Source organism: Paenibacillus sp. sgz302190, from assembly GCF_059820445.1.
The window spans coordinates 96,092-110,278 of record NZ_JBZYAO010000007.1 but is presented as its reverse complement, the minus strand read 5'-3'; the positions used below and the strand labels follow the sequence as shown (position 1 = coordinate 110,278).

The 14,187-nt window shown below is 57.8% G+C and carries 9 protein-coding genes; 1 reads left to right on the top strand and 8 read right to left on the bottom strand.

Annotated elements, in window-relative coordinates:
* Positions 1-62: 62 nt before the first annotated feature.
* On the bottom strand, positions 63-1,100 hold the full coding sequence (locus AC6RNO_RS10845) for an acetylxylan esterase (RefSeq protein ID WP_497105452.1): 1,038 nt from the start codon (positions 1,098-1,100) through the stop codon (positions 63-65).
* A 422-nt stretch (positions 1,101-1,522) separates the two neighbouring features.
* Between AC6RNO_RS10845 and AC6RNO_RS10840 the strand changes: the two genes are divergently transcribed.
* Positions 1,523-2,089, top strand: a complete 567-nt coding sequence (locus AC6RNO_RS10840) for a hypothetical protein (RefSeq protein WP_497105451.1) — start codon at positions 1,523-1,525, stop codon at positions 2,087-2,089.
* A 173-nt stretch (positions 2,090-2,262) separates the two neighbouring features.
* Here AC6RNO_RS10840 and AC6RNO_RS10835 read toward each other — a convergent pair whose 3' ends face one another.
* The 7 genes from AC6RNO_RS10835 to AC6RNO_RS10805 form a co-directional block, all read right to left on the bottom strand.
* On the bottom strand, positions 2,263-3,153 hold the full coding sequence (locus tag AC6RNO_RS10835; RefSeq protein WP_474680179.1) for a helix-turn-helix domain-containing protein: 891 nt from the start codon (positions 3,151-3,153) through the stop codon (positions 2,263-2,265).
* A gap of 103 nt (positions 3,154-3,256) precedes the next feature.
* Positions 3,257-4,324: an exo-alpha-sialidase gene (locus AC6RNO_RS10830; protein ID WP_497105450.1), complete on the bottom strand. Its 1,068-nt coding sequence runs from the start codon at positions 4,322-4,324 to the stop codon at positions 3,257-3,259.
* 47 nt (positions 4,325-4,371) lie between these two features.
* A complete protein-coding gene (locus AC6RNO_RS10825) occupies positions 4,372-6,543 on the bottom strand; it encodes an MGH1-like glycoside hydrolase domain-containing protein (RefSeq protein WP_497105449.1) in 2,172 nt (723 codons plus the stop codon).
* Positions 6,544-6,657: 114 nt separating this feature from the next.
* Entirely contained in the window at positions 6,658-7,704 is a 1,047-nt protein-coding gene (locus AC6RNO_RS10820) for an exo-alpha-sialidase (protein ID WP_497105448.1), read from the bottom strand.
* Positions 7,701-10,097, bottom strand: a complete 2,397-nt coding sequence (locus AC6RNO_RS10815; RefSeq protein ID WP_497105447.1) for a glycosyl hydrolase family 95 catalytic domain-containing protein — start codon at positions 10,095-10,097, stop codon at positions 7,701-7,703. Before AC6RNO_RS10815 ends, AC6RNO_RS10820 begins: the two co-directional genes overlap by 4 nt.
* A 16-nt stretch (positions 10,098-10,113) precedes the next feature.
* Positions 10,114-12,861, bottom strand: a complete 2,748-nt coding sequence (locus AC6RNO_RS10810) for a hypothetical protein (RefSeq protein ID WP_497105446.1) — start codon at positions 12,859-12,861, stop codon at positions 10,114-10,116.
* Positions 12,858-14,183: an alpha-L-fucosidase gene (locus AC6RNO_RS10805; protein WP_497105445.1), complete on the bottom strand. Its 1,326-nt coding sequence runs from the start codon at positions 14,181-14,183 to the stop codon at positions 12,858-12,860. Before AC6RNO_RS10805 ends, AC6RNO_RS10810 begins: the two co-directional genes overlap by 4 nt.
* Positions 14,184-14,187 lie beyond the last annotated feature (4 nt).

Here is a 14,187-nt window from a genome sequence, read left to right as displayed (position 1 = left end):
CATGACTTATTCATTCATTATACATTCCGTATTTGCACGCATTATAGGTGATGATTGCCGAGTTATAGGGGGAATCCTGCTTTCAATTGCCGGGCCAGCCAGTCGAACGACTTGCGTCCGGACACTTCGTGTTTCCCGGGAAATAAATCGGCCTCGAACCGGTCCCCGCGCCCTTCTTCCGCATAAATGTCCGCCAGCCTGGCGGCGGCCTCCTTGACCGAATCGGCCGGAAACAGCGGATCTTCCACGCCCGACTCGACAAAAAGCGCCCTCGGCGCCATCAATCCGATCAATTCCGGCAGATCGGCAAAAGGCCTAATCGACGGCAAATAATTGTCGATGCAATGATTCATCGCCAGCAGGCTGCCCCTGAACGTGCTCGTAAAAGCGCAGACGACGGCGGCCTTGATGCGCTCGTCCAGAGCGGCGGAGAACGAGGCGATCAGACCGCCGCCCGAGAACCCGACCGTGCCGATCCGGGCGGGGTCGACCTCCTCCCGCGACGCCAAATAATCGAGCGAGCGCATCGCTTCGCAGATGCGCAAGCCGGCCAGCGTGCGGCCGTACATCAGCAGCCGCGAGGCGAGGGAAAAGCAGGAGCTGCTTTTCCGCGGGTCCTTGCCCATATCGGCCGACAGCCTCCGGTCGCCGAAGCCGATTATTTCCGGGGCAATCACGACCATGCCCCGCTGCGCCAGCTTCACGGCATAATGCCCGTGAATGCCCGGTTCGCCGCGATCGGCGGCCCCGTCCGGCCGCAGGCCGACGATCTCCCGGCTGCCGTATCCGTGCCCGTGCCAGGCGAGCACCGCCGGCGCTTTGCCCTCCAGCCGCTTGGGCAGCAGGACGTAGGCCGGCATTTGGAGATGGAGATCGGTCGCGTAGACGACGCGTTCCAGGATGCAATCCTCCATCTCCTGCCGTTCGATAACCACCGGGGCTGCCGCCGCCGGCGCAGGAGCCGCAGGCATTTCGCCGATCGCCGCCAGCAGCTTCGCCCGCACGCCGGCTTTTCGCTCGCTCCATGTTCCATGCGCCGCCTCCTTGCCGGCGCTTTCGTAGAGGCGCTCCAAATAGAGATCCGGGCACCATGTAGACATAGACGGACTCCCTCCTCGATCCTTATTTTCCGATACCGCAAAAAGAGCTGCTCCATCGCGATGGTCAGCCCCGTACCCCAATAATCTGTCCCTGAGATAAACCTCCATCGAGGTCTTTTGAGGATGCCGGCATAGCATGAAAAACCCATGAATGACCAATATCACTAGCCATTCGCAGATAACCTGCAAAAAAGAGACTTTCAAAAAACTTGTTGAGCACGTAAAATCTGCGAAAGTCAGGCAGTGGAACTCGCGCAGAGCCGGATGGCCTGAACGCCTTGCTGTCTGGCTACGCGGAGAAAGAAAGCCTGCAAAGTGCAGGTTTTCTTTCGTTCATACGCTGAAGACGATACATTCCTGCATTTGTCAGGCTGTTGAGAAACCCCCTTTTTTCCCGGCTGCTCAAAAAAAGCACCAAAAGCATGAGCCAAATACCCCTCTCAGATCGTTTTATATCAATTTTTTCTCTTCGAGATGAGTGCCCCCACATAAAAATTGATCTGAGAGGAAACCCGTTAGACTTTCTCAACAGCCTGATTTGTGCAGGCTTTTTGCCATTATCGAAAATCCTTGCCACAGCCTGCCTACCTGCACGAAGAAAACCTGCAAAAACACATGAATTTGTGTCCTTTATCATTGGCCATGAACAATTCCTGCAAAAGTGCAGGCTTTTCACCGAACACATGGACACAGACTCACTTTCAGCAAAAATTCCTGCACTTTTGCAGGTTTTTCGCCAAAACAAGCCAATTTCGCAGGAAATACCTGCACTTTTGCAGGTTTTCTCCCTACCAAGCCACCGCATGACCACCCGCCGTACAGCACTGCAACCCGCGCCGGGAGAGGCGCTTATTAGGAAAGAGCCATTGCACAACACCAGCACTACAATCTTTGGATGTCAAAAGGACATGTCTTTCAAAAAACGTCCTGATGGCGTTAGAAAAGTGCGCGATACCTCTTTCATTACGCCGGGCCGCGGTGTTCATTGAATCTACGCTTGCCAAAACCCGAGAACATATAAATTCTTATATGTCAAGGATAAACGACACCGTCGTCCTTCTGGGACGAGCGCGTTTATCAAAGTAGATGCGAAGCAAAAGTATAAAACATATACTTTCTTATCTACTGAAAAAAGCAGCAGCCCCACCCGCCCGTCGGACGCCTAGCAGGAAATGTCCGTTTCGTCGAGCTCCTGGAAGTTTTGCCTGTACTGCCTCGGCGTCACCCCGGTTTTTTTGCGGAAAAGGGCGTGAAAAAACTTCATATCCTGATACCCGACCTGATTGGCGATCTGATAAATCGGTATATCAGTGGATTTTAGCAGCTCGCAGCATTTTTGAATGCGCACGTTTTGCAAATATTGCGTGAACGACAATCCGGTCGATTTTTTAAACAATCGTTGAAAATGGCTGGCGCTTAAAAAAAAGTAATCGGCCACATCCTGCACCGTCAAATTGTGCGTGTACCGGGATTTGATGAAATGAACGACTTCATCGAACATTTTAAACGAAACCGTTTCCATTTCATTGATCATCTCAAAACGCTGCATCAGCACCATCATCTGGATCAGCATGGCGGTGAGAACGGTCTCGAACCCGGTGCTTTTTTTCAAATATTCCCTGTACATGTTCTGCATAATCGTCGAGAAAGTGTCGTGCTTATCCTGAAAATGCAGCCACCGTTCCTGGCATTTTTCGTAATCGTGTATGGTATGGTAGGTCATGGAATCTCTCTGCAGCAAATGCTTCCACGAATCCAGCAGCTCAAGGCGGAAAATGCAATTGTAAATGACGAGCATTTTGTCCTGCTTCGGCGAAGACGGTCTGAATACATGCGATGTGCCGATCGGAATGACGAACAAATCCCCTTGCTTCACGGGTATGACCTGATCTTCCACGTAGTGATACCCGCAGCCTTCTCCCACAAAACTGATTTCAACGAAATCATGGCTGTGCTGCAGCGTTGTAAACGATTCCAATTCACGGTTCAAAAAGATGTTCATGCCTTTCTCGAAAAACAGATCGCCGCTTAAATGCTGGATTCTCCCATTCATAACCATCACCCTCTAATACAGGTATTTGTTATCCGCTGAACCATCGATCGCGGAACGCGGGAACCCGCCATACGCGCATCCCCCGCTCCGGCTGAACAACATGCTACTGTCCTTCCTTGATCCACTGCTCCGTCAAACAAACATATTTGATGCCTTGGCGCAAATACGAAAATGCGAGATGAATTTTGCCGTCGCGCGTCACGATAATGGAAGGGTACGAATAACCGATTTCGGTTTCTTTATATTCAAGATCCGCCATCTGCACGTTTCTGAAATACGGCCAAGTCTCGCCCCGGTCCTCCGAAATCGAAATGGTAAGCGGCGTGCGCAGCGGTTTTTTGCGGAATTCCCCTTTTCTTTGCACCCACCTGAACTGATCGCGCTCCAGCGTGGAATTGTTGTAGATCAAAGCCAGATGGCCGTTATGCAGCTTGACGAGCTGCGTCGAAGAATTGTTGTTCGGCAGGGTGCTCTTGGCCGGAACCGACCATGTCTTTCCGCTGCCTTCGGAAACGCTCGTGTACATCCGGTCCGCCTGCCGGCTGCGGAACATCGCAAACAGCGTGCCGTCGTCGAATTGCACGGCGGTCATCTGCACGCGGTGCAGGCTGCCCGGCACTTCGTGCTCTTGCCACGTCGCCCCCTCGTCAGAGCTGATCAGGACGACGCTGTAATGCCCTTCAAGCCGGCAGTAGTAGGCTGGAAGCAGCCAATCGCCGTTGTGCAGGACCAGGGGCGGATGCCGCAAAAAGATGCCGGGCCCGGCGGGTATGACCCCGGCTTCGCTCCATGTAAGCCCGCGGTCTGCGGAAGTCCTGTACACGATTCTGGACGTTCTCTGGTTGTGCGGTTCGTTCGACGTATGGAACAGCCAGAGCTTGCCGTCAGGAGCCTGGAACAGGACCGGATTTTGCTCGGACCGTTCGCGGTCTGCGGACAGCTTGACCGGAGCCGTCCACTGCCTGGAACCGGCCGGCAGCCTCGACATGACGATATCCGTATCGGGATTCCCCTCTCCGCTGCCGGAGAACCAGACGCACAGCAGGTCGCCGCTATCCACCTCCAGCAAATTGGACGCATGGTTGTCGCTCGGCTGCGGGGTAGGAAGGTATGCTTCCTCCAGCGCCGGGTCTGTTCCCGATTGCGCGACAATTCCGTTATAACGACTCATGACACACAGCCCCACCCTTCTTCTTTCTGTTTGCACACGTTTGCAATCTATGACAGCTCCTTCCAGAGCAGCTCTTTCCGGCATAACGTTTCGCTCGCAAACACGAGCTTGCCGTTTACGTACAGGCAATAGCCTTCTTCAAGATACATAAGATCCGGAGAATCCGGGGGGCCCGCCGGCGCATCCGGTTTCCGGTATGTAATCCGCAGCTCCCTGCCCGCCGCTTTCACGGAATCCAGGCAAAAATAATCCAGGCCCGTATCCAGCGGATCAAGCACGATGCGATCCTCTTCGACGGTTAAGCCCGCCACATGCGAAATCAGCAAATCGATATAGAACGAGTGGTTGTATTCCTGTTCGTCGCTCAGCGGTTCGCCCGTAGCGCTGTTGTAATGCTCGACAAGACCGGGCTGGCTGAGATCTCTTTTCATAAAATGAAGGAACGAATATTCGCGCAAATAATAGCCGAATGCTTTGTCAAATTGATGATTCCGCCGTTTGCTCTCCTTGGCGAGCGCGTCGAGCGCAATCGAGTTCGTGTAAGGCCAGGTCGGGCCGTCCCATACGCAGCCGTTGCGCCCCTTGACAAAATGGCCCATCCAGCCCCCATCCGGCGAATAGGCCGGGCAGTCGGCTGCAACCGACGGAAACGGGCACTTCGTGCGGAATTCGCTATCGCCCAACAAATGCTCCGCCATGCCGTTATAGCTATCGTCGATGATTTGCGCCCAACCGGGGTAAAAGCCGACAATATTTTTGACGAGCGCCTTCTCGTCGGTCTCATAGTGGAGATCGTAAAAAAACCGCGTCTCCTCATCCCACATCTTTTCAAGAATGTCCTGCTTGATGTCCTCGGCCATCCGGGCAAAAGCTTCCGCTTCCGGATCCCCGGCAAGCTCGCACATGCAGGCTACCGCCAGCGTGTTTAAATAATGGTAGACGGTGCGATCCACCCTCTTCAGATGGGTGTAGGTTGCCTTATCCTTCGGGTTTCTAGGGAATTGATGGAAATACCAGTAGCTCGGCTGATACTCTTTGCCTGTCCGCGTATGCTTGTATTCGATCATCAAATGATCGTTCCCGCTCCCATGAATGCGATTACATTCGGCGATTTGCGTTTTGAACGCAGGCAGCAATTCGACGATCGCATCGCGGTTGCGGTGCACCAGATACAACTGGTAAGCGGCCCAGCAGGAAAAGTTGGCGAAGGCGTGCATCACGGTATCTACCGTCAGGCAGCAGAACAGCCCTCCCTCTCCCGGCGAGGCGGCCATATTGCGCAGCGGCCCTTCGCCGTATGCCGGATCATGGTGCCACCTGGCGTCCATCAGATGAAGCGGCACGGACAAATTGATAAGCTTGCTGAACTCCCAGCCCCCTTTGCCGAAGGGCGTCTTGCTTTTTTTGTGCGATCTTCCTTCATAAAACAACGGATACGTCAAATGCCCGTACTGCGGATCGGCCAAATTGTGCCGGAGCAGGAACCAGCGGTACGTCCACGTTTTGTCGAGCACCGGGTCGCTGCTTCTGAACGAAGGCGTTTTTTCGAACCATTGCCCGTATTCCGCTCGCTGCTTGTCGATCACCCCGTCCCCATCGGGTCCATACTCCGCATAGGCCGACGCCCGGGCTTCCAGCATGTCCATGCCGTCCTTGCCCGCTATGCCGAGCGCCGCAGCGATGACGAATGCTTTCGACTCCCCCGGCTTCAAGCGCACTTCCGTTAGCATTGCGGGATCGCTGACGGCAATGGCTCCAGCGATATCGAAACTGTAGTGCTCGATGCGAAAAAGCCCCTGCAAAGTATTTCCGCTGCGCCCTCCTGCGAACGCGTCACCGTACGTTTTCAGGCGCAGCACAAGCTCTTCACGGCTCCGGTTGGTCCACGTCTGGCAGGAAACGGCGCAGTCGTTCCAGGCGATAAATTTGCGCTCGACCAGCGCAAGCCGGTTGTCCGCATATTCCATGAGCAGATGGCTCGGATACCATTCGGTCCGGCACGGCTCGAAGCTTTCCGTCAAATTGTTGTCTATTTGAAACAGCATCGGGATATTAACCTTGTGTATAAAATCGAATCTCCCGGCAAATCCGGGAACGGGATCCAAATAATCCGCCCACAGCCTCGCTCCGGTAGGGCCGAGCAGCAGTGCGCCCGGACGCGTTCGAAGCGTTTTTTTGCCCGCTTGCAATTGTTCGTCCAATTGGTTGCCAGTCAGCAATGAATCCGCCCCTTTCCAACTACTTGTTGAGAAGTTAAATGATCCCATACCATTATATAACACTGCGATGCGCGAATAGTGGCTTTTTTTCCCTAATATATAGGGCAATCCTGCTCAATCTCCGAGCGAAATTTTTTGGAAGGCGATGCGCTCCCTTTTCCACGTATAAGTCACGTACAAATCGCGCCCGCTTGCGATGACGGCCGGGTAGGAATACTGCTTTTCCCCTTCGTCCAGCAGCAGCTCGTCGTCCCAGGTCAAGCCGTTATCCCGCGACAGGCGAATCACGAGCGGCGTTCTGGGGCCTTTCAGCTTGCCTTTTTCCGGGCGCGTCGGATTGTATGCAAGCGCCAGCGTGCCGTCATCGAGCTTCGCCAGGTCGATCCCGCTGTTATTGTTGGGCAGCGTAGTCGGGTAAGCTTGGCACCATGTTCTTCCGCCATCCGCCGAATCGCTGCGGAATATCGCCCCTTCGGTGCTGCGGGCGAGCATGTGCACGATGCCCGGCGCGGATTCCCATATAGCGGGCTGAATGATGCCCCGGCCCCGCTTCTCCCCCCGGGCCTCGCTGCTGTCCGCGCCCGCGGACTCGCCCTCGCCGGTGCCGATGCCGCAAAATCCGCTGCGGTCCAAAGGGACCGGCGCACTTCGGGTCCACGTCTCGCCGCCGTCGGCGGAAAGGTCGACGAACGCCTCCCACGCGGGTTCGAGCGACGCCGGAGCGGCAATCGTGCCGTCGTGAAGCGCGACCGGTTTATTTTTGACCGGGCCCCGGCCTCCTTGATCCCCTTCGACCAAAGGAACCGGCGGGGTCCACGTCCTGCCGCCGTCCGCCGAACGCATGACCCGCGTTTCCCAATTCTCGATAGCGGCTCCAGCTTTGTAAAAAAGAAACAGCAAGCCGTCGGCTCTTCGAAAAAGGACGGGATTCCAGTGGGGCAGACCGTCTTGATCGGCCGTTTTTACGGGGGGCGTCCAGCCGCCATCCTTCCCTCTGCGCGCCGTCCAGATCGCCACGTCTCCGGCTTGCTCCTTCGTTCCGCCGAACCAGGCGGCGATCACTTCCCCGCCGGGGAGCAGCTCCAGCGTCGAGGCGTGGCAGCTCGGGAACGGCCGGTCCTCCCCGAAAATAAATTCTTTGATTTGAGCGGTATACGTCACGCTTCATCGCCTCCCGGCACGATTTCGTAAATTTGCCCGGCCTCTGTGCCGAACGCGACGACGCCCGGTCCGCAGCTCTCCGTCCGGATACGGCGCCCGTCCTGCACGCCCCGTATCTGCACCCGCTCCGCCGTCCGCAGCCGGCACTGCTTGCCGGCCATCGATCGGATGCGGGCGTGCACAAGCCGGCCCCCTGCCCATTCGATGGCGATTTCGAACGCTCCGCGCGCCCTGAGCCCTTTCACGCTGCCGCTGCTCCACGCCGGCGGCAAAGCCGGGAGCAGGCGGATTTCACCGCCGTGGCTTTGCAGCAGCATTTCGGCCATGCCGGCCACGCCGCCCAGATTGCCGTCAATCTGAAAAATGTCCTGCTTCACCTTCGGGTGCCTGTGGGCATTCATCAGATTCGGATGCAGCCCGGCGAGCAGTTCGTTCAAAAAACGGCCGGCTTCCTGCGGATTTTCCAATCGCGCCCATAGATTGACCATCCAAGCGCAGCTCCAGCCCGTATGCGCCCCGCCGTGCTCAAGACGCCGCTCAAGCGTTTTCGTGCAGGCGGCGGCAAGCTCCGGCTCGCCATGCAGCGTGATGAGGCCCAGCGGATGCAGCGCCGCCAAATGCGCCATGTGGCGATGCCCGGGCTCGAACTCTGCAAAGTCTTCGTCCCACTCCATAAGCTGGCCGTATTTCCCAATGCGAAAAGGAGGCAGCCGCAGCAGCGCCTGCTCCAATTGCCCTACAAAGGCGGCATCGGTATCCAGTTTGCGGCCGGCTTCCAGACAATGGGCGAACAAATCCCGGATCAGCGCGATATCCAGGGTCGCTCCCTTGGTCACGCTGCTTTTTTGCCCATCCGGTGTTATGAAAAAATTTTCCGGCGACGTGGAAGGGCAAGTGACCAGACTGCCGTCCTGCGCTTCGACGAGCCAGTCCAGGGCAAACAGCGCCGCTTCCTTCATCGCGGGGTAAGCTTGCCTGAGAAAGCCTTCGTCCTGGCTGAACGCGTAATGCTCCCACAAATGCTGGCACAGCCACGCCCCGGCCAAGGGCCAAAAGGCCCAGCTCGGCGATCCGCCCACAGGCGTCGCAGTCCGCCAAAGATCGATGTTGTGGTGAGCCGTCCAACCCCGGCAGCGGTAATGAACGCTTGCCGCCTTTCGGCCGGTGACCCGCAGGTCCTCGATCAGCTCGAACAGCGGCTGATGGCATTCCGCCGCATTGGCCGTTTCCGCCGGCCAATAGTTCATTTCTACATTGATATTGGTCGTCCAACTGCCGCACCAGGGCGGGCGGACGCTGTCGCTCCAAATGCCCTGCAAGTTCGCCGGCTGCGTGCCCAGACGAGAGCTGGACAAGAGCAGGTAGCGGCCGTACTGGAAAAACAGGGCGGCAAGGCCTGGATCGTCCCCGCCCTCCCGGACCGCCCGAATGCGCGTATCCGTCGGCATTCCCGCCTTATCGCCGCCGGCCAGTTCGAGCGATACTCTGCCGAAAAACGCGCGGTAATCGCGCATATGCCGCTCCTTCAAGCGGTCGTACCCGAGCGCAGCGGCCCGGGCCAGCCGCGCGTCGCACAGCCCGCCCGGATTTGTGCCCGCTGCGGCCGGGTCCCGGTCGAAGCCGCTGTAGCCGGTCGCTGCGGCCAGCAGCAAAGTGACCGTGCCCGTCCCGCTGACGCGAATCCGCCCGCCGCTCGCTTCCACCCTGCCCTGGTCGGCAAGCGCGAGCAGGTGAAGCTCGAAGCCTATGCCTCTCCCTTCGGCATACTGCACCGGATCGGACGTTTTGACCGTATTGGGTTCAACATGTACAGGGCAGCTCCCGGACAGCGTCACCCGGTTCCACGACGCTTTGCAAACCTGGAACTGCAGCGGGCTGTGCAGCACGGCGGTAAACCCGGTTTTGCGCCCGCTGTGCAAACGTATCGCCATCACCTGATCGACGGCCGATACGAACAGTTCGCGGACATATTCGGCTTCGTGCATGCGGTACTGCACACGCACGATGCCTTCCGTGAGGTCCAGTTCCCTGCGATAGTCCGTATACGCATAGTCCGAGGGGGCGGTTTCTTGATCGAAAATAAGCTCCAAATCCCCGAGCGGCATGTACGATTCGATCTCGGGCCCTTCCATATGGCGCTCGATAACCGCCTCCGCTTCCGCGTATTTTCCCGCAAAAATCAGCCCGCGCACCCGCTCCAGATGGCCCGCCGCATCAGGATTGACCGTTTCCCGGGGTTCCCCCGACCAGAGCGTATCCTCGTTCAATTGAATGCGTTCCCGGTCCACGCCTCCGTACGCCATACCGCCGAACCGGCCATTGCCGACAGGCAGCGCTTCGAACCACGACCTGGCCGGCTGCGCATACCACAGCGCCAATTTGTTCATCGACATACGGTTCCCTCCACTTTTACTCGTACAGCCAATCCAAGGTGTCAATGCCGTCGTTTTTATGTTCGACATCGCGCGGCCGGAGCGCCTGTCCGGCGGGGATAACGCCCGCAATCAAGTAAGCTCCCCTGCCAAAATCGAGCGTATGCCGCCCGGCTTCGTACCTGAAGGCGTGAATATTTACCGAAGGGTATGCGTACAGGCGCAGCCCTTTGCGCAGTACCGGAGCATACCCGCCCCGGTCGTCCGCATGCGTGTTCTCCTCCAGACTCGGAACTTGCAGCCACTGCTCATCCTTGGAGTTGAAATAGCCGATCAGCACGTTCGCAGGCTGATGCAGTTCAAGCTCGATCGCCGTGCCGCCCCGGCCCGCTTCCATTTGGCTGAACCGTATCCCTGTCAGCCCTTGCAATTCCTCCGCGCAGCCGACAATGTGAATATCGCCGTCCGTGAACACCTGCGCCTCCTTCTCCACGCGGTACGTCTCCGCGTTCCCGGAATGCAGCGTGAACGGGGCTTCGCGGTAGGCGGCGATCGGCTCCTCCCGGTGCTTGAGCGCTTCGGGCAAAATGCCGGACTTTAATTCGTCCAAATGAAACCGGAAGCGGTTCAGCTCCGTTTCGTAGACAGGCAGGCAATCCGTCCAGTGCCGGAATTCGAGCCCGCCCCGGACAGGCACTTTCCGCTGCGGCGTCTGCATGCTGTTGGCGTACAAATACGTTTGCTCCGTGAGAGCCGTCAGCTCGCGGTAGCTGTCCAGACTGCGCTCCAAATGAACGGCGGCCTCTTCCAGCAAGTCCAGCCGGTCGAAATACGCCCCTTTTACCGTATGCTTATACGTTAAAATGAGGATCGCCGCCCGGACCTTATGCGCGTACGCCTGCACCATATGGCGGATCGCCTGCACGTCGCCCGTCAGGCGCTCGAACTCGCCGTGGCCCTGGGCGACGTGAGCCTGCGCCCGCTCGATCGCCGCCGCCGCATCGCGGGCGTGCCGCTCCGCGTCGGCGATCGCATCCGCCGGCGTCTCGCCGGTATGCGTCCCGCCGCTCAGCTCGCGGACGACATATTCCTCCAGCCGCTCGCCCTGCGGCGACTGGGATTCCCACAAATCCGGCCACGGCATGTGCCGCTCCGGATTCGTCAGTTGGCTCATCGTCATGCCGAGGCTCATCGTTTGACGGTTGCCTTCGGTAATGCCGAATCTGCGCAGCAATTTGGGCGCGCATTCCCCTGCGGCTTCGCAGGCGTCCAAAACCGCTTCGCCCGCCTCCCTGCTCCCGAACCGCGCGGCCAGCGCTTCCGCCCAATAATGCCGCTCGGCTTCCGGATCGCGGTCCGGGTTCCAGGCATAGCGAAACCAGGCCGCAAACCAGATCCAGTCGCGGTCCAACTGCCTGAGTCTTGGCTCCGCCTTGTCCGGGGCGTACGGCCAATCCCAAAAAAACAAAGGATACAAATGAAGCCCGTTCGCCTTCAGGCGATAGCGGGCCGCCTGCATGCATTTTTGAATAAACGACGGCGCGCCGTAGCGGAAAGGCTCCAAATTGGCCAAAATATGCACATTTACAATATGAATCGTCTGCAGCGAGCCGAGCCGGTTGTGGATAGCCTGCCATTTGCCTCGCGGCGTGTACGTGGTCAGCGATTCGCCGTTATATTTGGCTTCCGTGTACAGATTCGGATACAGCGGCAGCGCGGCTTCAATCACTTTTTGCAGCTCGATGGCATGGGAACGCAAAATAATCGGCGGCTTCTCCTTCGCCCCGGAATGCCGCAGCCCTTCCAGCAATCCGGCCAAAATCGTTTCGGTAAACCACTCGACACCGTAAATTTGCCCCTGCAGCGCCTCACCGAGACAAATCATCATCCCCACATTCGGAAACGAGCGGACAAAAGCGGCAATCGACTTGCGGTAGTAATCGCTTGTAATCGGCAGCGGCTTCGGCTGGTGCAGCTTCAAGCCGTGCTTTTCGGCGAACGGCAGCGGGATGTGGATGTTGTAAAATTTCAGCACGACCCATATGCCCCGGCGGTCCGCTTCTTCCGCGAGCCAGCGGAACGTCTCCGCGTTCAGCGCGAATTCCTCTTCCGATACCTCCAGTGCTTCCGGGTAATCCTCCAGCTTTACCAGGGATGAGAACGGATGGCCGGACCACAAATAAACGACATTGCACCGCTGCCCGACCATCATATCGAGAAAATCGCGCCACAACTCCCGGTCGTAAAACCACGGAAACCGAGCCGGGGTCAGCGGATACTCATACGTCTGGCGCGGCGGCTCGACGGTCGTTTTTTGCAGGCCGATTGCCGGCCCTCGCAGTTTAAAGCGCGGCGCATCGCCGTAAGCGATATCGCCCGGCAGCTTGCCGAGGGCGCGGATGCGCATCGCGAGCTCCAGACAGCCATACAGCGCGCCGGAGTCGCTTCCTCCGGAAACCGCCAGCAGCCCCCCCGGGCAGGAGGCCAAATAAAATCCTTCTCCCTCCGGGGCTTCCGTATGGTACAGCAAAACTTCGCTCCGCTCCAATTGCTGCAGCAATTCGGACTCCAGCCGGTTCCCGATGTAAATTTTCGTTCCCTGTGTTCCCTGTGTGCCCTGTGTTCCCTGCGCTCCCTGTACCGATCGGTAATTATCCGGCGTCCACTGTCCTTCTTCCGTCCGCACCACGAAGCCGCAATCCTGCAGCGCCTGTTTCAGCTGCAAAATGCCGTATTCCACCCGCGGCGCGGGATTGCGGTCGCAGCCCAACGTTACGGCTTTCATCTCGGGCCGCCCCCTTCCTTTAAAAACAGCTCGATAACCGGCACCGGCACATCCGGCTTTCTGACAGGCAGCGACAGCACCAGCGTACCTTCGTCTCTGCCCTCTTTATACGCCCCGTTCTCGATGCCGCTTGCCACGAAGCCTTCCTTGAACCGGATTTCCGATGCGTCATTAAGCAGCTGCGCATACTCCACCCGGCCTGCCATGCCGTACAGGTGAATGCTTTTAAAAGGCCAGCTGTATACGTGAACGTACAGCCGGTTCCTTGCCGGATTATAGGTCAACCGGCAGTCCTGCGGACACCCGATATCGTCCGGCGCTTGCGTGCAGCCGTAGATGGAACGGCTGTGGCGCTTCATCCATTCGCCGATCCCTTTCAGGCGGTCTATCGTGCGCTCGTCAAACTCGCCGCGCCCGGTCGGGCCGACGTTCAGCAGCAGGTTGCCGCCCTTGCTCACGATATCGATCAGCATTTTGACCAGCATATCGACGCTTTTCCACGATTCCTCATCGCGGTAATACCCCCACGAACCGCTGAACGTATGCGGCGTCTCCCAGACGACGCGCTTGCCGTCGATATTCACCCAACGGGTCGGCAAATATTGCTCCGGAGTCGTAATATCGCCGCCGACCTGCAGCCGGTCGTTCAGCAAAATGTCCGGCTGCAGCGAACGGACAAGCCTGATCAGCTCCTCGCTGCCCCAATCGTCCTTCCCTTTGCCGGGCAGCCCTTTTTCCGCCGGGAACGAAAAGTCATAAAACAGCAGATCCACCTTGCCGTATTCCGTCAGCAGCTCTTTCGTTTGTCCGTACAAATATTCCCGGTACATGGAAAAGTCCTTCGCCCCGCTTTCTTCGGAGCCGGCAGCCTCCGGGTCGAACCGCAGCGGATGCTTCGTGTCGACGGTATAATGCGGATGATGCCAGTCGAGCAGCGAATAATAAAAACCCATTTTCAAGCCCCGGCTGCGGAACGCCTCGGCCATCGGCCTGATCAAATCGCGACCGGCCGGCGCGTTCGGCGCCTTGTAATCGGTCAGCTTACTGTCCCACAGGCAAAATCCTTCATGGTGCTTGGCCGTCGCCACCGCATACTTCATGCCTGCGCCGGCGGCGAGCTGCGCCCACAATTCCGGATCGAACAGGTCGGGATCGAATTTGTTCATATATTTGCTCCGGTACTTTTCCCCGCTCGATTGCTCTCTGGACTGCAGCCATTCATGCCTCGCCGCCAGCGAATACAGCCCCCAATGAATGAACATGCCGAAGCGGTCGTGCGTAAACCATCCGCTGTCTCCGGCCGTCGGTTCAACTTCAAACATCAAT